Raw genomic sequence first — 20,216 nt, forward strand, 5'->3', positions numbered from 1 at the left:
AGCCCAGATCAGGAATCGCCGCGCCATGTCTCCTCCCGTCGATCGCGTCCAGGATGATGCGGCGCTGCCGGCCGAAGCCGATGTCGTGGTGATCGGCGCCGGCATCGCCGGCATCACCGCCGCCTATTACCTGGCCCAGGCCGGCAAGCGCGTCGCCGTGCTGGAGAAGGGCGTCGTCGCCGGCGAGCAGTCCAGCCGCAACTGGGGCTGGTGCCGCGTGCAGAACCGCGACGAGCGCGAGATCCCGCTGGCCCAGCGCAGCATGGAGCAGTGGGAGAAGCTGGTGGCCGAGACCGGCGCCGATCTTGGCTTCCGCCGCACCGGCCTGGTCTATGTCACCGACAGCCCGTCCGAGCTCGCCACCTGGCAGAAATGGGTCGATATGGCCCGCACCTACCAGCAGCACAGCCGCATGCTGACCGGCGACGAGGCCCGCGCGCTGACCCCGGGCAACACCCAGTCGCATCGCTGGATCGGCGGCGTGCAATCGGCCAGCGACGGCATGGCCGAGCCCGCCAAGGCCGTGCCCGCCATCGCCGAGGCCGCCCGGAAGCTCGGCGCCACCATCCACCAGCGCTGCGCCGTGCGCGGCATGGACACAACGGGCGGGCGCGTCAGCGGCGTCTTCACCGAGCGCGGCCTGATACGCGCGCCGGTGGTGCTGCTGGCCGCCGGCGCCTGGTCGTCGATGTTCCTGCGCCGCCACGACATCGACCTGCCGCAATCCAGCGTGCGCTCGACCATCTTCGCGACCGAGGTGGCGCCGGAAGTGACGCCGGGCGGCCTGGCGACGCCGGGGGTGACGGTCGGCCGCCGCCGCGACGGCAGCTACATCATCGCCGCCGCCAATCGCGGCCAGATCGAGCTGACGCCGCAGGGCATCCGCTATGCCCGCAAGTTCTGGCCGACGCTGATGGAGCGCCGCAAGAGCGTGACCTGGGGCTTCGGCGGGTCGTTCTTCCGCGGCCCCGGCGCGCATTACGGCAAGTGGTCCTTCGACAAGCCGACGGTCTTCGAGCAGGAAGACATGCGCACCCTGGACCCGACGCCGAACACCTCCATCATCCCCGCCGCGCTGGCGAAGATCGCCCATTCCTGGCCCGACTTCGCCGGCGTGAAGATCCGGCAGAGCTGGGGCGGCTGGATCGACAGCACGCCGGATGCGGTGCCGGTGATCGACCAGGTCGCCGCCCTGCCCGGCCTGTACCTGTCGACCGGCTATAGCGGGCATGGCTTCGGCATCGGCCCGGGCGCCGGCCGGCTGGCGGCCGACCTGATCCTGGGCAAGCCGCCGATCGTCGACCCGACGGCCTTCCGCTACGCCCGCCTGGTCGATGGCTCGCCCATCCGCCGCCCCGGCATGTTTTGATTCTTTTCCGGTTCTGCCGCGCTCGATGGCGCGGCAGGGCGCCCTGCTGATAGGAAGAAAAATGTCCGAGGCGAAGCCGCGCTGCCACATCCCCGCCGGCGGCGAATTTCTGCTCTTGCCGCCGACGCAGCAGGCCTTCGCCTATCGCAACGTGGACCGGATGTTCGCGACACGGCCCGTCACCCGCGGGCCAACGCCGCGGCTGCTGCCGCGCGGGCCCGAGGTGGCGCCGCGCTACGTCGTCGATGGTGTCGAGCACGGCGTCGACGACTATATCGACCGCGCCTGCGTCTCCGGCATCCTGGCGATCAAGCGCGGCCGCATCGTGCTGGAGCGCTATGCGCTGGGGCTCGAGGAAGCGACCCGCTGGTCGACCATGTCGATGGTGAAGTCGCTGACCTCGACGCTGATTGGCGCGGCGCTGAAGGACGGCGCCATCGCCAGCCTGGACGACAAGGTGTCTTCCTATGTGCCGGCCGTGCGCGGCTCGGCCTATGACGCGGTCGCGGTGCGCGACCTGCTGACCATGTCCTCCGGCGTTGCCTGGAGCGAGGACTACACCGACCGCCATTCCCACGTGAACCGCTACAGCCAAAGCCTGGGCGACAAGGTGCCCGGCGGCGTGCTGGCGCTGCTGCGCGAGCTCGCCCCCGAGCACACCCCCGGCAGCCGCTTCCTCTACAACACCGGCGACACCTATCTGCTGGGCTGCCTGCTGTCGGCGGCGGTGGGGACGACCATCGCCGACTACATGACGCGCCGCATCTGGGCGCCGCAGGGCATGGAGTTCGACGCCTTCTACACGCTGGAATCCGAGGGCGGGCAGGAGATCGGCGGCAGCCGCGCCGGCATGACGCTGCGCGACCTCGGCCGCTTCGGCCTGTTCCTGCTGGAAGGCGGCCATGGGGTGCTGCCCGAAGGCTGGCTCGCCGAGGCGTCGCGCCCCGCCTTCACCCTGAACCCGGCCGAGAACTCCTTCGGCGCGACCGGCTATGGCTATAGCTGGTGGCTGCAGGACGGCGTGATGGCGGCGGTGGGCTTCGCCGGCCAGAGCCTCTGCCTGGACCCGGCGGAGAAGCTGGTGGTGGTCACCCTCTCCGCCCGGCCGCAGCCGCCCTATGCGGCGGCCTACACGGTCGACATGAAGGCGGAGCGCGCGGCCTTCCACGCCGCGCTCACCGCCGCCCTGCGCTAGGCTCGCCTCAGGCGGTGACGTGGACCCCGGGGCGGCGCCCCTGGTTCCACTTCCCGCCGAGCGCGCGCTCGATCTGCGCCGAGAGCTGCAGCAGTAGCCCGTCGCCACCCTGCTTCGTCTGCGCCTGGATGCCCAGCGGCAGGCCATGCGCCTGCTCCGCCATCGGCAGCGAGATGCCCGGAATGCCGCAGAGATTCGACAGCGGCGTATAAGCAAAAAACTTCCAGAGATTGCCGAACCAGTCGTGCACGTCGGTGTTGTCGCTGATCGTCAGGTATTCCGTCGTGCCGACCTTCGGCGTCGGCAAGGCGGTGATCGGGGTGAGGAGAATATCCCAGTCCTCGAAGAAGGCGCCGAAGGCGCGCGACGTCGCGTTGAAGGCGGCCTGCATCTTCGTCCGCTCGGAATAGGTGGCGCCGATGCCGGCCTGCCAGATGCGGATGTTCATCGGCTCGATGAGCTCCGCCGGCGGCGGGGCGCTGCGGCCGACCTGGGCCAGCAGCGTCTCGATGGTCTGGGCGAAGTTGGTGATGTAGCAGGTGGTCTGCGCGGCATAGGCGGCGCGGAAATCGACCTTCGGCACCACCCATTCGACATGATGGCCGAGGGTTTCCAGGAAGCGCCCGACCCGCTCCAGCTCGGCCACGAATTCCGGAATGGCGCGGTAGTCGCCCCATTCATGCGACAGCGCGATGCGCAGCTTCGACGGGTCGCGCTGGATCAGATCGGCATAGGGCTCGGGCGCGGTCCAGTAGGGCATGAACTCGCCCGGCGCGCCGCCGCGGCAGGCGTCGATGAAGCTGGCCATGTCGCGCACCGTGCGGGTCTGGCAGCCCTGGGTGGAGACCACCCCCATCAGGTCGGAGCTGCCGGGCGCGACCGACAGAACCCCGCGCGACGGCTTCAGCCCGATATTGCCGCAGACGCCGGCCGGGATGCGGATCGAGCCGCCGCCGTCCGTCGCGTGCGAGATCGGCGTGACGCCCGCGGCCACCGCCGCCGCCGTGCCGGCCGAGGACCCGCAGGTGGTGTAGTCCAGGTTCCACGGGTTGCGGGTGACATACATCGCCGGGTTCTCGGCCGAGCTGCAGACGCCGAATTCCGGCGTGGTGCTGCGGCCGATGATGTTCAGCCCAGCCTTGCGCAGCTGGCCGGTGAGGAAGCTGTCGGCCGCCGCGCGATTGCCGCGCATCAGGAAAGAACCCATCTCCTGCAGCCGGCCCTTCAAGGTCGGGCCCAGGTCCTTCATCAGGTAGGGCACGCCCGCGAAGACGCCGTCGGCATTCATGCCGTCCTTGAGCGGATCGGCGACGACATCGTCGAAGACCTCGACGACGGCGGAGAGGGCGGGATTGACCTTGGCGATGGCGGCGGCGGCCTGGGCCGCGAGCTCGGCGGGGGTCACCTGGCCCGCGCGGACCAGGCCTGCCAGCGCTGTCGCGTCATGCCCGGCCCATTCTTCCCAGCTCATCGCCAACGTCATCGCGGCCATCCTTCAGCATCTCTCGGAAGTCCGCGAGCCTAGGGCCGCGCCGCACCCGGTCAAGGTGGCCGCGCCCCGGATCGTGAAGCGGCGATCCCTGGCCGCCCGGCCCCGGCTGCGCTTAGGTCGCGCCGATGCCGAGCGAAACCCCGACCCGACCGATCAACCCGCTCTGGCTGGTGCTGGGCCTGGCGATCATCGTGCTGCTGCCCTTCGGCCCGATGCCGCTGCTGGTGGGCGGCCTGGCGGGCATGTTCCTGGGCCAGCAGCTGGCGCTGGTCCCGGGCGTGCTGGCGGTGGTGCTGCTGTTCCTGCTGGCGGGGCCGGAGCCGGTGGGCGCGCGGCTGTGGCCCGCCTTCCGCTGGGGGGCGGGCACAGTGCTGGCGGCGACGGTACCGGCCGCCGTGGTCGCGCTGGCCTGGAGCGACTGGCTGGAGGCGCAGCGCTTCGCCCTGCTGGAGCTGGCGCTGTGGATCGACGCCGCCTGGCTGCTGCCGGCGGCGCTGCTGGCCTGGTGGCGCCCGGCCGGCGCGCGCTGGCCGAAGGCGCTGCTCGTGGCCTGCGCCCTGACCTCGCGGCTGATGATGTTCCCGCTGCTGCTGGCGGGGGTGGTCACCAGCAGCGAGATGAACGGCATGCAGGTGATCGTGGCGCCGATCTTCGCCGCCGGTATCTGCCTCGGCATGCTGATGCTGCTGGGCCTGTGCGGCGCCGTGGCCTGGGGGCTGCAGGCCGCCGGGCGCTGGCTGCCGCCGCGGCGGATCCTGGCGGTGCTCGCCTTGGCGGCGCTGGCGGCGCAGCTGGCCCGGCTGGCGCTGGGGCTGCCCGCCGGGCTCTGATCCCCTGATGCAGGATATCGGATATACCCGATATCAGCCCAGCGCGCCGATCCTGCCCCAGTCCTTGAGCGCCGAGGGATCGGCCCCGGCGACGGCCAGGCTTTTCCAGACGACGGTCGCGATGGTGTCGTAGACGGGCAGGCCCAGCGCCGCCTCCCAGCCCGCGACCAGGGGTGCGGCGCGCAAGTTGGTGCAGACGACGGCGACGGCATCGACGCCTTCCGCGGCCACCGCTTCCACCATCCCGGTCAGCGCCGCGCCCTCGACCTCACTGAAGGAAAAATTCTCCTGCAGGCCGAGGTGGCGCTCGCTGCTGCAATCGACGCCGAGCGTCGCGTAGTTGGCGACGATGCGCGCCTGGACATCGTCGCGATAGGGCGTGACCAGGCCCAGCCGCTTCACCCCCGTCGCCGCCAGGATGTCGTTCAGGGCGAGCATCGAGGTGGTGGCGGGAATGCCGGTCGCCGCGGTGATGCGCTCGCACAGGCGGTGGTCCGCCTCGAAGCCCAGCCAGCCGGCAGAGGTGCCGTTCCAGCCGATGACATCGACGCGGGCATCGGCCAGCAGCTCGGCGGCGCGCAGGATGGCGCTGTCGTCGAACTGGGCGAGGGCGCTGTCGGACAAAGCGATCTCGGTGACGCGGAACCGGGAGAAATGCGCCGAGGCGCCGGGGACGCTGGCGACCATCGCCTGGGTCACCGGCTCCAGCACCGTGTTGGAGGAGGGCGTCAGCATCCCCAGCCGGATGCGCTTCTCACTCATTGAGGCCGCGCCCCGGATAGGGGTGGGTCGCCATCCAGTGCTGCGCGATGTCGATGCGCCGCGTCACCCAGACATCGTCGAATTGCTGGATATAGTCGAGCAGCTTGGCCAGGCCCCGCGCCCGCGCCGGATGGCCGATGAGGCGCATATGCAGCCCGATCGACATCATCTTCGGCGTCTTCGCACCTTCCTCGCGCAGCATGTCGAAGCCGTCGCGGACGAAGCTGAACCAGTCGTCGCCGGTGCCGACATGCCCGTTGAATTTTCCATCATTGTGGGTCAGCGAATAGGGCACCACGAGATGCGGCTTGCCCTCCACCGTCAGCCACCAGGGCAGCTCGTCGGCATAGCTGTCGCTATCGTACAAGAAGCCACCTTCCTCGGCGACGAGGCGGCGGGTGTTCACGCTGGGTCCATAGCGGCAGTACCAGCCGAGCGGGCGGTTCCCGACGGTCTTCTGGAGCGATTCCACGGCGCGGCGGATATGCTCGCGCTCCTCGTCTTCCGACAGCTCCCAATGCTTCACCCAGCGCCAGCCATGGCAGCACAGGTCGAAGCCGCTCTCCCGGATGGCCGCCGCCGCCTCCGGGTTCCGCTCGAGCGCGAGCGCGCAGCCGAAGACCGTCATCGGCAACCCGCGTTCCTGGAACAGCCGCATCAGCCGCCAGAAGCCAACGCGGCTGCCATATTCGAACATGCCCTCGGCGGCCAGGTCGCGGCCCTTGGACTGCTGCCCGCCGGATTCGGTCAGGCCCCATTCGCTATGGCCCTCGCCGTCCTGGACCGAGGGCTCGGAGCCTTCCTCGTAGTTCATGACGAAGTTGACGGCGAGCTTCGCGCCCTTCGGCCAGCGCGGATCGGGCGGATTGGCGCCGTAGCCGCGGAAGTCGCGACGCACCTCATAAGCCATGCGGAAAAGCCTTTCAGGGCAGGTCGAGATCCAGGTCGAAGGGCGGAACCGGAACGAATTCCTCGTCGGTGGCCGAGCCGTCGCGCCACATCACCACGGCGAAGCGGGCGGGCACCTCCAGCACGGTCAGCGGATGGTGCCAGACATTGGCGGCATAGGTCACGCCCTGGCCGCGCCCGGCCAGGAAGGCCTCGGCGCGGTCCATGTCCGGCCCGCCGCTCGCCGCATGCGGCGCCACCAGCACCACCCAGCGCGAGGGGCCCAGGGGAATGAAGCTCTGGGAGGAAAACTCATGCCGCTCCATGGTGCTGACGCGCAGCAGCCCGCCCGGATGCGGCTCCCGGCAGGAGAAGGCCAGGCTGGGCCAAGCGCCGGCGCGCTCGCTGCCGAGCGCGCGCTCGAAATAGACGCGACCCGGCTGGTTGGGGGCCTCGAGCACCTCGCCGTATGGGGCGAAGGCTTCCGCGCTCAGGCGCTTCAGGGTCAGGCTTCCGGTCACGCTCATCCGGCCATCCTCCGCACCAGGCCCACGGCCCGGTCCATCACGACGAGAAGAAGGAAAGCGACCGCCACCAGCACGCCGGAGGCCGCCGCGACACGCACATCCAGCGCGCTTTCCATCATGCCCCACAGGCGGATCGGCAGCATGTCGGTCCCGGCGGAGGAGAGGAAGAGCGACACAGGAACATTGTCGAGAGAAGAGACAAAGGACAGGAAACCGCCCGCGGCGACGCCCGGCAGGATCAGCGGCAGGATGACGCGGCGGAAGGTGCGCCACGGGGAGGCGCCGAGGCTGGCGCTGCTCTCCAGCAGCGCGGGGTCGAGCCCGGCCGCGCTGGCGCCGACGGTGCGCAGCGCGAAGGGCGTGGCGATGATGGCATGCCCCGCCACCAGCAGCAGGAAGGAGGGCGGCAGCCGCAGCCAGGAGAAGAACATCAGGGTGGCCAGGCCGTAGGCGATGCCGGGCAGCACCAGCGGCGCCAGGAAGGCGCCCTCGGCGAAGCGGGCCCAGGTCGCGCGGGAGCGGGAGATGGCGAGCGCCGCGGCGGTGGCCAGCGCCGTGGCGATCGCCGCGGTGCAGGCGGCGACGGCGAGCGAATTCAGCGCCGCCCGGTGGATCTGCGCCGAGCGGGTGGCGTCGAACAGCTCGGCATACCAGCGCAAGGTCAGCCCCGGCGGCGGGAAGCGCAGCGCCTGGGAGGTGGTGAAGGAGGTCAGCAGCACGATCAGCACCGGCCCGGCCAGCACCAGCAGCCCGATCGCCGCCAGCGCCAGGATCAGCAGCGCCAGCGGCCGGTCGCGCGCGGCCAGGCGCATCATGCCTGCGCCCCCCTGGCGAGCGCGGAGAGCGCGGCGGCGACCGCCAGCACGCTGCCCATCAGGGTCAGCGCCATGGCGGCGGCCAGCGGCCAGTTGAAGACCACCATGGCCTGCTGCCAGACCAGCGCCGGCAGATAGGCGAGCCGCCCGCCGCCGATCACCGATTGCGAGATGAAGGCGGTGGCCGCCGAGGCGAAGACCAGCGTGGCCCCGGCCAGCAGCCCCGGCAGCGCCAGCGGCAGCACCACCTTTCGCAGGGTCCGGAACAGCGAGGCGCCGAGCGCGGATGAGGCATCCAGCAGCGAGGGATCGATGCGGGCCAGCGCCGCGATCAGCGGCAGCAGCATCAGCGGCATCTCGATCTGGGTCAGCGCCAGGATCAGCCCGGGCTCGGTCTGCAGCAGCGCCACCGGGCTGCTGACGATGCCGGTGGACAGCAGCGCCGTGTTGATCACCCCTTCGCGGCCGAGGATGACGATCCAGGCGAAGGTGCGCACCACCACCGAGGTCAGCAGCGGCAGCACCGCCGCCAGCAGAATGATTTTTTTCAATCCCGGCCCGGCGACCATGTGCAGCAGGGCCAGCGGCACCGCCAGCAGCATCGTCGCCAGCACCGCCAGCGCGCCCAGCCGCAAGGTGTTCAGCACCGCGCCCAGATGGAAGCTGTCCCCCAGCACGTCGAGCCAGGCCTGAACGCTGAACTGGGAGAAGTTTTCATCCGTCGCGAAGGAGGTGGCCGCGAGGAGAAGCAAGGGCGCCAAAAAGAAAGAAAACTGGGCCAGGCCCAGCGGCACGGCCAGCTTCCAGGCGCCCTCGCCCATGGCTACTTCGCCATCTCGCGGTTGAAGCGGTCGATCCAGCGGGCGCGCAGCGGGTTGATCTTCGACCAGTCATGGCTGACGAAGTTCTTCAGCTCGTCCAGCGACTTCACCGGGACATCGGCGCCCGGCGTCACCCCGGTGTTGACGGGGACGAAGAAATACGGCGCCTGGCTCAGCGCCGCCTGCACCGGCGTCGAGATCATGGTGTCGATATACTGGTAGGCGGCGTCGATGTTCTTCGAGCCCTTGGCGATATGCATGGTGGTGCCGAAGGCCGCCGCCCCCGTCTCGGGCACGGCGAAGTCGATGTCGACGCCGCGCGACTTCAGCAGGGTCACGGTGTAGGTGTTGGTGTACATCACATCGATCTGGCCCTGCTGGAACAGCCCTGCCATGGCCGCCGGCTGCGCGACGGCAGCCACCTGCGGCAGGATTTTCCTCAATTCGACGAAGAGCGGCTCGACGTCGCTTTCCGAGCCACCGAAGACCTTGGCCATCTCGATCAGCGAGATCGTGCCGAAGGTGGTGCCGAACCCCGTCAGGCCAAGCCGCGAGGCATATTCCGGCTTGAACAGGTCGCGCCAGCCGGCGGGCTTGGCCAGCTTCTTCGGGTTGTAGGCGATGCCCACCACCTGGGCGGCGACGCCGGCGCCGACCGTGTCGGCATAGCCCGCCGGCAGCTTGTCGCGGTTCGGCAGGCGGGCGGGGTCGAAGGGCTCGAACAGGCCGAGGTCGATGCCGCTGACCCGGGGGCCGGGGTCGAGCACGAAGACATCGAAGGGCGCCGTGCCGCGCGCCGCCCGCGCCTTGGCGATCTGGTCGACGGCGAAGAGCGGCTCATAGGCGACGTCCACCCCATGCGCCTGCTTCAGCGCCGGCGACAGCACGGCGCGCAGCGCCTCGTCCCAGCCGCCGGGATAGACGGCGGCGGTCATGCTGCCGGCGGCCCGCGCCGGGCGTCCCGGCAGGAGGGCCGCGCCGGCGAGGCCCAGCGTGGCCCCCAGGACAGTGCGGCGGCTGAGGTCGGTCATGCGGCATCTCCGGCGGCGAAGAGGGCGGGACGGGCTTCGGGCAGCAAGGCGACGCGCACCGGCCCCGGGACGGGCGGCGCGCCATGGCGGGGCTGGTGCAGCTTGAGCTCGGTGGAACCCGCCTCGACGTCGTGCATCAGGGCCGGGCCGAGCGGCAGCGACTGGCGCAGCCGGGCCGGGAAGGCGGCTGGGTCGGGGTCGGACGCGTCGCGCAGCGCCAGCTGCTCGGGGCGGGCGGTCAGCAGCACGCGCTCGCCGACGGCGAAGCCGCGCGGGCTGTCGGCGACCAGGCTGGCGCCGACATCGAGGCGGATGCGATAGGCCGCGCCCTCCCGCGCCTCGATCCTTCCGTGCAGCCGGTTGCTGGTGCCGACGAAGCCGGCGACGAAGGGGGTGGCGGGGTTGTCATAGACCTCCGCCGGGGCGCCCACCTGCTCGACGCGGCCGCCGCGCATCACCGCCATGCGGTCGGCCATGCTCATCGCCTCGTCCTGGTCGTGGGTGACCAGGACAGCGGTGACGCCGAAGCGGCGCTGGATGCGCTTGATCTCCAGCTGCAGGTCAAGCCGCAGCGCCCGGTCCAGCGCGGCGAAAGGCTCGTCGAGCAGCAGGATCGCGGGCTCGATGGCGAGCGCGCGTGCGAGCGCCACGCGCTGCTGCTGGCCGCCGGACAGGGCGCGCGGCCTGCGCTCGGCGAAGGCTTCCATGCGCACGGCGGCGAGCGCGGCCTCGACCTTCTGCCGGATTTCTTTCTGCGGCCGGCCACGGGCCTCGAGCCCGTAAGCCACGTTCTGTGCCGCCGTCATATGCGGGAACAGGGCATAGGACTGGAAGACAATGCCGACGCCACGGCCGCCGGGCGGCAGGTGGTCGATCGGCCTGCCATCGACCAGCACGCGCCCGGCCTCGGGGCGGATGAAGCCGGCGACCGAGCGCAGCAGCGTCGTCTTGCCGCAGCCCGAGGGGCCGAGCAGCGCCAGGATCTCCCCCGGCGGGACGGTCAGGGTGACGTCGTCGACCGCGGTCGCCTGGCCGTAGCGGACGCGGATGCCGTCCATGTCCAGGCGGTGGCCCGCCGGGGTTCCGGTGACCAGGGCGGCATCGGCGGGGGGCATCTGCTCGAGCATTCCGCTCCGGCAACCAGCAAGGCGCATGCCAGGGGCGCGGCGGCCCGGTTTGCCAGGATCGCGCCGCCGCCCCCGCCCCGGCTGCGCCCAAACCGCGCGCGGCTGCCCATTCTCCGGGCAGCCGGGTACCGTGGCCCGGCTCTTGCTCCGCGTTGCGGGCACGGCATGGAGGCGGCGGCATGACACGGGACCTGGTGGGCTATGGCGGGCGCTGGCCGGATCTGCGCTGGCCGAACGGGGCGCGGCTGGCGGTGTCGCTGGCCGTCAACCTGGAGGAAGGCGCCGAGCAGCAGGTGGGCGATGGCGACCCGGCCTCGGAACGCATGGGCGAGGTGATCAGCGTCGTCGCCCCCGGCACCCGCGACCGCGGCCAGGAACAGATTTTTGCTTATGGCACCCGGGCGGGGATCTGGCGCTTCCTCGACGCGCTGGAACGCCACGCGCTGCCGGCGACCTTCCTGATGTGCGGCCGCGCCGTCGCCCGCGCGCCGGGGCTGGCGGAAGCCGCGGTGCAGGCGGGGCACGAGGCGGCGCTGCATGGCTGGCTCTGGCGGCCGCATGCCGACTACGCCAATGCCGCCAGCGAGGCCGCCGATATCGACCGCGCCATCGCCGCCATCCGCGCCGCCACGGGGGCCACCCCGCGCGGCTTCTTCTGCCGCGGCGCCGAGAGCGACTGGACCCGCTCGCTGCTGGCCGAGCGCGGTTTTCTCTACGCCTCGAACGCCTTCGACGACGACCTGCCCTATCGCGACACAGCCCATCCCGGGCTGCTCGTCGTGCCCTATGCGCTGGACAGCAACGACATGAAGTTCTTCCACCCCAACGGCTTCGTCCGCGCCCAGGAGATGGTCGACTATGTCGAGGACGCGCTGGCCGTGCTGCTGGCCGAGGCGGAACGCGGCCAGCCGCGGCTGCTCAACATCGGCTACCACCTGCGCATCGCCGGGCGGCCAGGGCGGTTCCGCGCCTTCGAGGGCGTGCTGGCGATGCTGAAGCGGCTGGGCGACCGGGTCTGGGTGGCGCGGCGGGACGCGATCGCCGAGGCGTTCCTGGCCGCCCCCCAATGAAAAACGGGGCGCCCCTTCCGGAGCGCCACGCCTCACATCAGAGAAATCAATTCCAGCCGGCGATGGCGTCCGTCGTCAGGATCAGCCGGCTGCCCGCCCCCGCGGGCAGCAGCCACAGGCTGGTGCGGGTGCCGGGCTCCAGCCGCGGCAGGGTGATGGTCGCCGGCGCCAGGGCGCCGCAGGGGGCGGCGAGGCCGGTGCTGACCGGGTTCAGGTCGCGCCAGGCGGCGGCGCCGAAGCCGATGTCGCGGAAGACGACCGCATCGCCCTCGGCCAGCTTCAGCGTCGCGCTGCAGGCCGGCATCAGGTTATGAAAAGAAACCCGGGCGCGGGCCTTGTTGAACATCACCCCGTCCGCGGCGCTGGCGACCTGGTAGCCCTGGGCGCCCTCGCCGGTGACGACCAGGGTGGTGTAGGCCTCGGGCTTCAGCGGAATGTCGATGGTCTGCTCGCGGCCGCCCGACAGCTGCAGCCGCAGCGGGCGGCTGGCGTCGCGCACCAGCTGGAAGGGGGTGACGCGGCCAGCATCCTCGGCGGTCGCGCGCAGCTGGGTGCCGTCCGGCAGCCGCGCCTGCAGCGGCCGGTTCAGCCCGTTGATGACGCGGACGAAGGCCGAGCCAGGCGGCGGCTGCTTGCCGTAGAGCGAATCCTGCGCCGCGGCGGGCTGCGCGAGGCCGAGCGCCAGGACAGCGACGGCGCCCAGGGCCGCCGCGCGAAAACCGGAAAAGGACATCACGCGACCACCTGCTTCATGCGGGCCAGGAAGGCCTCGTCGGCCATGGCGTTCTGCCCCCAGGTCGCGGTGCGGTCGGGCGGCGATTCGAAATCGAGCTCATGGCAGCCCCAGACGATGGCCTTGGGCCGCCCCTGCTGGAAGGACGCGCTGCCGACATAGTCCAGCATGGTCTTGTAGGGGCCGATCTGGTGCACGTTCCAGGCCAGCGAGACGGTGCGGTTCAGGTGGTAGCCCAGCATCGCCGCCAGGCCGTAGCGCTGGTGGAAGAAGCTGCTGCCGATGGCGGCGACATCGGCGCGCGGCTCGTCCAGCAGCGAGGCGCCGCCGCCCTGGGGCGTGATCACCGGCTGCCAGAAATGCGGGTCCTGGAAGCTGCGCTTGTCGGCGACCGGCAGCAGGTTGCGCAGGTCGCCGGCATGCTCGTCCTCGCGATAGGTCACCGCCGAGCGCACCTGGCCGGTGGTCGGCGACAGCGCCGGGTTGCGGGCCAGCTGCATGGCCATGCCATGCGCGGCGATGGCGCAGCCGGCGGGCGTCCAGTGGGTGTCGGTCTTGAAGAACAGCGGCTGGTCGGGCTGGCGCTGGCGCTGGGTGGCGAAGGCCTCGGCCAGGTTGGCGATGGCGAAGCCGGCATCCTGCAGCGCCTTCTGCCCGGCGCTGTAGCGGCCCTGGAAATCGGCCGGGAAGGATGTCCCCGGCGGGATCATGTCGCGATAGATGCGGGTGCGCGACGGGATCAGCAGGATGTTCAGGTCGACGCCGCCGGCGGCCAGCAGGCGGCGGGTCTCGCCCAGCACATGGACGATGCGGCGGCGCGCCTCGGGCGGGGTCTGCCGCGACAGGTCCCAGCGCGGGAACAGCCAGCCGTCGCGGCCGCGCAGCAGCAGGTTCTCCTGGGCGGCGGCCGTGCGGGACGCGACCAGCGGCGCCACCAGGCCGGCGGCGCCCAGCCGCAGCAGCCCGCGCCGCGGCAGGCGCGGCCCCGCGCCGCCTGCATCCCGGGGCTCGACCCCACCCCGATCCTGCCCAGCCGCCATCGCCGCCTCCTTACGCTATCAACCCAATCCAGTTTTCGAAATTAGCCAAGCTCATGTCAATTGATGGCGAGGCGTCAAATTTAAGGGATACGTATATTTTTTGGGTTGCCCTGGCGACCGAATTTGCGCTTAGCGCAATAATGGTCGGACCGCGGCCCGATTGGTTCCAGATCTGGCCGCGCTGCCTTAGGGGACTTGTCGCCCCGGGGCCGGTCACAGGGCGCAGGCCGGTCCCATGGGCGGGAGGTCGGCGGCTTTCCGGCGGGGCACAGCAGAAAGGCCGGCCCGGTTGCCCGGGCCGGCCTATCATGCATCAGATGAAATAATAACGGTGAAGAAACTACTCGGCGGCGTCCTGCCCGGCCTCGCTGTCGAACAGCGGCTGGCTGAAGCCGGTGCCCGGCCCCCAGGCCTGGCCGGCGCGCAGCGCGTCGCGGATCAGGCTGGCCACCGATTGCAGATGGTCCCACATCGCCGCATGGGCGGCGGCCGGATCGCGGGCGGCGATGGCGTCGGCCAGGCGGCGATGCTCGGCGATGCCGCGGCGGCGCACCGCCTCATCCACCAGCGAGGCCCGCATCATCGACCATTCGCCGCGCACCCGGCAGCTTTCCAGCTGCTCGAACAGCGCAAGCAACAGCGGATTCTGCGCAGCCTGCGCAATCGCCCGGTGCAGCGCGGTGTCCCAGCGGCCCCAGCTGTCCAGGTCGCCGGTCTCGCTGCCGCGGCGCACCGCCTGGTCGATGCTCGCCAGGTGCTCGCTGCCCGCCTTGGCGGCGGCGAGCCCGGCCAGCTGCGGCTCCAGCGCCAGCCTGGCCTCCATGATGTCGAGCGGCTGGCCGGGCGGCATCAGCCGCGCGGGCTCGGTCGCCGGACGCGGGCCCAGGAAGGTCCCCTGCCCGACGCCACGCCACAGCTGCCCTTCCAGCTCGAGCCGCGCCAACCCCTCGCGGAGGGCGCGGCGGCTCAATCCCAGCTTGGCGGCCAGGTCGCGCTCGGGCGCCAGACGCGCCCCTTCGGGCAAACTGAGCCCCGCCAGATGAGCCCGCAATGCTTGCAGGGCCTCGTCGCCTTTCCTCATGTGACCATGATACGAAGGTTCCTCTGACGTGAAAGCTTGATTCCGCGCGTTTTGCTCAAGAATCGGCAAATATTTCCAATAGTTGAATAGCACCAATTCTTTATTGGTTCCAATTTCAGCTCGTTCTCGGCCATTTTTTTTAACGTAGGTTAAAGAATTCCGCGGGATGGCCGGCGGAGGGTCCCGCCGGGCGATCGCCGCGCTGCACGGTTTGGCGCCTGCACTGCAAATTTCGCGAATCGCATTTTTGCGCCGACCGGCCTGGCGGCTGCGGCACCCCGATACCGGCATTCGCAGGATACCGGCGATCATGGGCAAAAAGCCCGTGCCGCGCGCGACCAGGCGGGTCAGCTTTGCGCGAGCGCCCGGCGCCCCGGAAAACGCCTTCCAGTATCCGGAAGTATCGGCGGCCCGCCGGAATTCGCCCGCCGGAATTCGCCCGCCAGCGGGTCCGGCGGGCGCGGATCGCGTTTCCGCGACAGGAAACTTTGTCTCGCGGGCCCGGCGGCGCTATTGCAGCCAGAGCAAACCCCCAGAGCAAGCCCGGAGAGCGCCGTCATGGCCGGATACGCCCCGCCGCAGGAATACGAGGATGACGTGGAGCCGGCCCCCTCGCTGCTCTGGCGCGGGCTGCGGCTGACCGTCTGGGCGGTGGTCAGCTTCGCCCTGACCTTCGTCGAGCTGGTGGCCGAATGGGTGGCGCCCCTGGTGCTGATGGCCGGGCTGGCCTGGTGGGGCGTGCTGCAGGTGGTCGCCACCATCCGCGTCGAGCCGGAGATCCAGCATTTCTTCCAATATGTCCCGCGCCAGCTGCTGGTCGGCGGCACCGTCTGGACGCCGACCATGCTGATCACCCAGGGCCTGACCCTGCTGGCGGTGGTCGCCGCCTGCCGCGTGCTGAACCGGCTGATCTCGCGCGAGGTCTGATCGCCGGGCGGCCCCGAAACAGGGCGCCCGAACGCGACTCTGGGCGCCAGCGGGGCGGTTCGGCGCCGCCCTGCGGCCGCGGGTGAAGCCGGGCGCGCAAGCCCTTGGCGCGTCATGAAACCTTGGAAATCCAGCGCGCAAGCGGGCCCTGCCATGCGGCCCGGGCCGCAGACGGATGCTGGCAGGCCGGGCCGCGCGCCTGCTAGGATGGTGGCCTTCTCCGCCCGGTCGATACGACCCGGCGCGCCACGAAAGCCTCGCCGCATGCGGTTGTCCCGTGCCCAGCTTCTGCGCCTCGTCCCCGGCCTCGCGCTGGCGGCCGCCGCCCCGGCCCGCGCCCAGTCTTCCGCGACGCCGCCCGCGACGCCGCCTGCCACAGCCCCGGCCACGCCGCCGGGCAGCACCGCCAACAGCCCGAACCCGGCCAGCAGCAATGGCGACCTGGTCTATGTGCTGAATTCGGGCGAGGCCAATATCCTGGTGCTCGACGGCACCACGCGGGAGGAGCGCAAGCGCATCCCCGTGCTGCGCGAGGTGCACCACCTGGCGCTGACGCCGGACGGCAACACGCTGATGGTGGGCGATTCCGGCGCCAACGAGATGCTCTTCATCAACCCGGCGACGGGCGAGCTGAAGAAGCGCGAGGTGCTGTCCAACCCCTATCACCTGGGCTTCAGCCCCGACGGCAAGCGGCTGGTCATCACCAGCCTGCGCCGCGACCAGGTCGATATCTATGGCTGGGACGGCGCCGCGCTGACCCTGCAGAAGCGCCTCAGCCAGCCGGACATGCCGAGCCACCTGGCCTTCCGCCCCGACAATGCCGTGGTCTATGTCACGCTGCAGGGCAATGGCCAGCTGGTCGCCATCAGCCTGGAGACGCTGGAGCCGCTGTGGTCGCTCGATGTCGGGCCGGAGCCGGCGGGCATCATCTGGCACAATGACCGGCTGCTGATCGGCATCATGGGCAGCGACCATGTCGCCGTGGTCGACCCCGCCACCCAGGCGATCGAGCGCACCATCGTCGTCGGTCGCGGCGCCCATGCGCTGTTCCCGGCGCCGAAGGGCGGGCCGATCTTCGTCACCAGCCGCGTCGACAGCCGCATCTCGCTCCTCGACCCGACGACGCTGACGGTGACCCGGACGCTGCGGGTGCCGGGCGGGCCGGATTGCATCAGCATCGATCCGCAGGGCCGGCTCTGGGTGACGCTGCGCTGGCAGGGCCGCATCGCCGTCATCGACCCGGAGACCGGCAAGATGGAGGTGCAGCGCGCCGGCCGCTCGCCGCATGGCATCCTCTACGCCTCGGTCGCCGCCCAGCGCGCCGCCGCCACCAACTGAGGCGGGCATGGCTTTCGCTGCGATCCACCGCCGGCGGCTGCTGGGCGGCGCGCTCGGGCTGACGGCGGCCCCAGTGCTGGCCCAGCCGGCCCTGCCGCAATGCCGGGCCGGCACGCTCTACCTGACCATCGACACCGGCTGGGGGCGCGAGGCGGAAATGATCGCGGCCGCCCTGGCGCGGCACGGGGTCAAGGCCACGCTGTTCCTGGCCGACGAGCCGGATTTCCGCGGCGGCACCACCCTCGGCCCCGGCTGGGCGGATTTCTGGCGCGCCCGCGCCGCCGAGGGCCATGCCTTCGCCAGCCACACCTGGCGCCACTGGTACTTTGCCGCCGACCCCGCGCCGGGGCGGGTGCGCTATGCCTCCCGCCGCGGCGAGGGCGCCGAGACGCTGGACCAGGCCGCGCTTTGCGCCGAGCTCGCCCGGCCGATCGACGCGCTGCGCCAGATCGCGCCGAATGCCAGGGTGCTGCCGCTGTGGCGCGCCCCGGGCGGGCGGGTCACCGCCAATGCCCGCGCCATGGCCGCCGCCTGCGGGCTGCGCCACCAGGGCTGGTCCGCCAACGGCTTTCTGGGCGACGAGCTGGACAGCGCCGCCTATCCGAATGCGCGGCTGCTCAGCCAGTCGCTTGGCCGCATCCGCGACGGCGAGGTGCTGCTGATGCACTGGGGCGTGCGCAGCAGAAAGGAACCTTTCGGCCAGGTCTTCGAGGCCCTGCTGGACGGCCTGCTGAAAAAGGGCTTCTGCTTCGCCCTGCTGCCTGACCGCGGCATCTGAGAAAAGGGATCGGCCCGCATGTTCGACATGCTGCGCGACGGCTGGGAAGAGATGAATGGCTGGCTCTTCGAGACGCTGATTCAGCCCCTCCTCTATGCCGCCGGCATGATGGAATGGGCGGAAGACGCCTTCGAATGGATGGACTTCGCCCTGTTCGGCCTGCTGCAGGTGCTGATCATCTATGTGATCTGCCGCCCGCTGGAGGCCTGGATGCCGGTGGAGCCGCGCAGCGACCGCCGCAGCATCCGCACCGACGTCATCTACACCCTGCTGACCCGGCTGGGGCTGCTGCCGCTGATCGCCTTCGTCGCCTTCGCCTCGATGGAGGCGCGGGTCTCCGGCATGGTCGCCGACAGCGGCTGGGTGCCGCCGACGCTGGAGACGCTGTTCCCGGTGCTGCGCGAATGGCCGCTGCTGGCGCTCTGCGTCTATATCGTCGTGCTGGATTTCGGCGAATACTGGCGGCACCGCTTCCAGCACATGTTCCCCTGGTGGTGGGCGCTGCATTCCATCCACCACGCCCAGCGCCAGATGACCTTCTGGACCGACGACCGCAACCACATCATCGACGACATGATCGGCGCCGTCTGGTTCGGTGGCCTGGCCCTGCTGATCGGCGTGCCGCCGGGGCAGTTCCCCATCGTCGTCGTCATCCTGCGCCTGGCCGAGGCGCTGAGCCACGCCAATGTCCGCCTGAACTTCGGCGCGCTGGGCGAGCGGCTGTTCGTCTCGCCGCGCTTCCACCGGCTGCATCACGGCGTGCTCGGCTCCGGCGAAAGCGGCAAGAATTTTGCTGTTCTCCTGCCGGTCTGGGACATGATCTTCCGCACCGGTGATTTCGAGCGGCACCGCTACCCGGAGACCGGCGACCCCGAGCTGCCCGAGGCCCTGGCCACCGGCGGCTGGCTGCACCAGCAATGGGCCGGGATGCGGCGCATGGGCGCGGCGCTGATCGGCCGCGGCTGAGATGGCCGGCTATTCGGCGCCCTCCGCGCTGCGCAACCGCGACCCGATCCTGGCGGTGCTGCGCGACGCGCTGCCGCCGGCCGGCCTGCTGCTGGAGATCGCCAGCGGCAGCGGCGAGCATGCCACCCATTGGGCGCGCCACCTGAACGGCTGGACCATCCAGCCGAGCGACGCCGATGCCCGGGCCCGCGCCAGTGTTTCTGTTCATTCCACCGAGGCGGGGCTGCCCAACCTGCTGCCGCCGGTCGCGCTGGACGCTGCCGCCGGCGATTGGCCGGTCGCGCGGGCCGATGCGGTGCTCTGCATCAACATGATCCATATCGCGCCCTGGGCGGCGACGCTCGGACTGCTGGCCGGGGCCGCGCGCTGCCTGGCGCCGGGCACGCCGCTGGTGCTCTACGGCCCCTATCGCCGGGACGGCGTGCCGACCGCCCCGGGCAACGAGGCCTTCGACGCCGATCTGCGCCGCCGCGACCCCGCCTGGGGCCTGCGTGACCTGGAAGCCGTCGACGCCGCCGCGACCGCGGCGGGCTTCCTGCCCGGCCCCCGGGTCGTGGAGATGCCGGCCAACAACCTGACGGTGATCTTCCGCCGCGGCTGATCCGGGCTTCACCGGCTGTTCAGCAGGCCGGGCGCAGCATGCCGCCTCCAACCACGGAGGGGTTTTCGCGGGCATGCGCTCTCTGGCTTTCTTCCTGCTGGCCCTGCTCTGCGCCGGCGGCGCCCGGGCGCAGCAGCCGCTGGCGCTCGACAACCGCGATGCCGGGGCGCGGGCCGTGGTGCAGGCGGCGCGCTCCTGGCAGGTGGCGCGGGCGCGGGAGCTTGGCGTCGAGCCGCAGATCGCCACGGCCCGCATCGACCTCAACGGCGACGGCCAGGCGGAAATCGTCGCCACCCTGCAGACGCCGCAGAAATGCGCCGCCATGGGGCTGCGCGACTGCCCGCTGATCGTGCTGCGCGCCGAGGGCGCCCGCTATGTCGAGGTCGGCACCTTCTTCGGCGATGCCGTGCAGCTGCTCGACAGCCGCAGCCAGGGCTGGCTCGACTTCGAAAGCCGCTTCACCCGCGGCCCCTGGCGCCGCACCTTGTGGAACGGGACCATGTATCGATTGGTGCGCTGACCGTAAAAGATTTGAATATCAAGGAATGAGCAGGTAAGCCCGGGCTTCCCACCGCGGAAGAGCCGCATGCCTGATCCGCAGCCCCGCCCCGCCCCGCCATCGCCGGCGGCCGACCAGGAAAAGATCCGGCGCGCGCTGGCCGCGGCCGCCGCCAGGCCGGGCGCCGCGCAGCTTTCCGCGACCCTGCCGCAGGACAGCTACCACCGAAAGGTGCACAAGGAACGGCAGGAGGCCGCGGCCCGGCTGTTCCGCGTCTGGCGCGGCGGCAACCGGGCGGCCGGCGCGGCCGCCCCTGGCGCCCGCCC

The 20,216-nt window shown here is 71.0% G+C and carries 22 protein-coding genes; 11 read left to right on the forward strand and 11 right to left on the reverse strand.

All coding sequences use genetic code 11. The features are described 5' to 3' along the window. The first annotated feature begins 25 nt into the window (after window positions 1-25). On the forward strand, window positions 26-1,369 hold the full coding sequence (locus GVN67_RS04555; protein WP_159993251.1) for an FAD-binding oxidoreductase: 1,344 nt from the start codon (window positions 26-28) through the stop codon (window positions 1,367-1,369). 61 nt (window positions 1,370-1,430) lie between these two features. After that, window positions 1,431-2,564 (forward strand): serine hydrolase, encoded by a 1,134-nt coding sequence (locus tag GVN67_RS04560; RefSeq protein WP_159993253.1) that lies wholly within the window; start codon window positions 1,431-1,433, stop codon window positions 2,562-2,564. A gap of 7 nt (window positions 2,565-2,571) precedes the next feature. Here GVN67_RS04560 and GVN67_RS04565 read toward each other — a convergent pair whose 3' ends face one another. Then, window positions 2,572-4,047 carry an amidase gene (locus tag GVN67_RS04565; protein WP_159993255.1) on the reverse strand — a complete coding sequence of 492 codons (1,476 nt, stop codon included), beginning with the start codon at window positions 4,045-4,047 and terminating at the stop codon, window positions 2,572-2,574. A 134-nt stretch (window positions 4,048-4,181) separates the two neighbouring features. On the opposite strand from GVN67_RS04565, the gene GVN67_RS04570 reads away from it, so the two are divergent. After that, window positions 4,182-4,886, forward strand: coding sequence for a hypothetical protein (locus GVN67_RS04570; RefSeq protein WP_159993257.1), 705 nt, complete (start codon window positions 4,182-4,184; stop codon window positions 4,884-4,886). A 33-nt stretch (window positions 4,887-4,919) separates the two neighbouring features. Here the strand turns inward: GVN67_RS04570 and GVN67_RS04575 are convergent, their stop codons facing one another. The 7 genes from GVN67_RS04575 to GVN67_RS04605 are packed head-to-tail and all read right to left on the reverse strand — an operon-like array spanning window position 4,920 to window position 10,857. Then, window positions 4,920-5,648 carry an aspartate/glutamate racemase family protein gene (locus GVN67_RS04575; protein WP_200845122.1) on the reverse strand — a complete coding sequence of 243 codons (729 nt, stop codon included), beginning with the start codon at window positions 5,646-5,648 and terminating at the stop codon, window positions 4,920-4,922. Then, on the reverse strand, window positions 5,641-6,558 hold the full coding sequence (locus tag GVN67_RS04580; RefSeq protein ID WP_200845123.1) for an allantoinase PuuE: 918 nt from the start codon (window positions 6,556-6,558) through the stop codon (window positions 5,641-5,643). The genes GVN67_RS04575 and GVN67_RS04580 overlap by 8 nt, the downstream gene beginning before the upstream one ends. A 13-nt stretch (window positions 6,559-6,571) precedes the next feature. Beyond that, window positions 6,572-7,063: an ureidoglycolate lyase gene (locus tag GVN67_RS04585; protein WP_159993259.1), complete on the reverse strand. Its 492-nt coding sequence runs from the start codon at window positions 7,061-7,063 to the stop codon at window positions 6,572-6,574. Continuing rightward, the gene (locus GVN67_RS04590; RefSeq protein ID WP_159993261.1) at window positions 7,060-7,878 is read right to left on the reverse strand and encodes an ABC transporter permease; all 819 of its coding nucleotides are present in this window, start codon (window positions 7,876-7,878) and stop codon (window positions 7,060-7,062) included. The genes GVN67_RS04585 and GVN67_RS04590 overlap by 4 nt, the downstream gene beginning before the upstream one ends. Further along, window positions 7,875-8,699 (reverse strand): ABC transporter permease, encoded by an 825-nt coding sequence (locus tag GVN67_RS04595; protein ID WP_159993263.1) that lies wholly within the window; start codon window positions 8,697-8,699, stop codon window positions 7,875-7,877. Before GVN67_RS04595 ends, GVN67_RS04590 begins: the two co-directional genes overlap by 4 nt. A gap of 2 nt (window positions 8,700-8,701) precedes the next feature. Beyond that, window positions 8,702-9,730, reverse strand: coding sequence for an extracellular solute-binding protein (locus GVN67_RS04600; protein ID WP_159993265.1), 1,029 nt, complete (start codon window positions 9,728-9,730; stop codon window positions 8,702-8,704). Then, window positions 9,727-10,857: an ABC transporter ATP-binding protein gene (locus GVN67_RS04605; protein WP_235034950.1), complete on the reverse strand. Its 1,131-nt coding sequence runs from the start codon at window positions 10,855-10,857 to the stop codon at window positions 9,727-9,729. The genes GVN67_RS04600 and GVN67_RS04605 overlap by 4 nt, the downstream gene beginning before the upstream one ends. Window positions 10,858-11,036: 179 nt before the next feature. Here GVN67_RS04605 and GVN67_RS04610 point away from each other — a divergent pair, with 179 nt between their 5' ends. Next, complete coding sequence (locus tag GVN67_RS04610) at window positions 11,037-11,927, forward strand: polysaccharide deacetylase family protein (RefSeq protein ID WP_159993267.1); 891 nt, start codon at window positions 11,037-11,039, stop codon at window positions 11,925-11,927. 46 nt (window positions 11,928-11,973) lie between these two features. On the opposite strand, the gene GVN67_RS04615 is transcribed toward GVN67_RS04610, so the two are convergent. The 3 genes from GVN67_RS04615 to GVN67_RS04625 all read right to left on the reverse strand — a co-directional run bounded on the left by GVN67_RS04615 (window position 11,974) and on the right by GVN67_RS04625 (window position 15,093). Continuing rightward, window positions 11,974-12,660: an alginate O-acetyltransferase AlgF gene (locus GVN67_RS04615; protein ID WP_159993269.1), complete on the reverse strand. Its 687-nt coding sequence runs from the start codon at window positions 12,658-12,660 to the stop codon at window positions 11,974-11,976. Beyond that, window positions 12,660-13,700: an alginate O-acetyltransferase AlgX-related protein gene (locus GVN67_RS04620; RefSeq protein ID WP_159993271.1), complete on the reverse strand. Its 1,041-nt coding sequence runs from the start codon at window positions 13,698-13,700 to the stop codon at window positions 12,660-12,662. Before GVN67_RS04620 ends, GVN67_RS04615 begins: the two co-directional genes overlap by 1 nt. A gap of 340 nt (window positions 13,701-14,040) precedes the next feature. Continuing rightward, the gene (locus GVN67_RS04625) at window positions 14,041-15,093 is read right to left on the reverse strand and encodes a FadR/GntR family transcriptional regulator (RefSeq protein WP_368667223.1); all 1,053 of its coding nucleotides are present in this window, start codon (window positions 15,091-15,093) and stop codon (window positions 14,041-14,043) included. Window positions 15,094-15,339: 246 nt separating this feature from the next. Between GVN67_RS04625 and GVN67_RS04630 the strand changes: the two genes are divergently transcribed. The 7 genes from GVN67_RS04630 to GVN67_RS04660 all read left to right on the forward strand — a co-directional run. Continuing rightward, the gene (locus GVN67_RS04630) at window positions 15,340-15,708 is read left to right on the forward strand and encodes a hypothetical protein (protein WP_159993275.1); all 369 of its coding nucleotides are present in this window, start codon (window positions 15,340-15,342) and stop codon (window positions 15,706-15,708) included. 264 nt (window positions 15,709-15,972) lie between these two features. Further along, window positions 15,973-17,046: a YncE family protein gene (locus GVN67_RS04635; RefSeq protein WP_159993277.1), complete on the forward strand. Its 1,074-nt coding sequence runs from the start codon at window positions 15,973-15,975 to the stop codon at window positions 17,044-17,046. Window positions 17,047-17,053: 7 nt separating this feature from the next. After that, complete coding sequence (locus GVN67_RS04640) at window positions 17,054-17,824, forward strand: polysaccharide deacetylase family protein (protein ID WP_159993279.1); 771 nt, start codon at window positions 17,054-17,056, stop codon at window positions 17,822-17,824. An 18-nt stretch (window positions 17,825-17,842) separates the two neighbouring features. Continuing rightward, a complete protein-coding gene (locus GVN67_RS04645) occupies window positions 17,843-18,790 on the forward strand; it encodes a sterol desaturase family protein (protein WP_200845124.1) in 948 nt (315 codons plus the stop codon). Window position 18,791: 1 nt separating this feature from the next. After that, window positions 18,792-19,391, forward strand: a complete 600-nt coding sequence (locus GVN67_RS04650) for a DUF938 domain-containing protein (protein ID WP_159993281.1) — start codon at window positions 18,792-18,794, stop codon at window positions 19,389-19,391. A 73-nt stretch (window positions 19,392-19,464) separates the two neighbouring features. Then, window positions 19,465-19,911 (forward strand): hypothetical protein, encoded by a 447-nt coding sequence (locus tag GVN67_RS04655; RefSeq protein WP_159993283.1) that lies wholly within the window; start codon window positions 19,465-19,467, stop codon window positions 19,909-19,911. Window positions 19,912-19,977: 66 nt separating this feature from the next. Then, on the forward strand, window positions 19,978-20,216 hold a 239-nt coding region (locus GVN67_RS04660; RefSeq protein WP_200845125.1), incomplete at its 3' end, for a hypothetical protein.

It is taken from the genome of Roseomonas sp. 18066 (assembly GCF_902706185.1).
GTDB lineage: Bacteria > Pseudomonadota > Alphaproteobacteria > Acetobacterales > Acetobacteraceae > Pseudoroseomonas.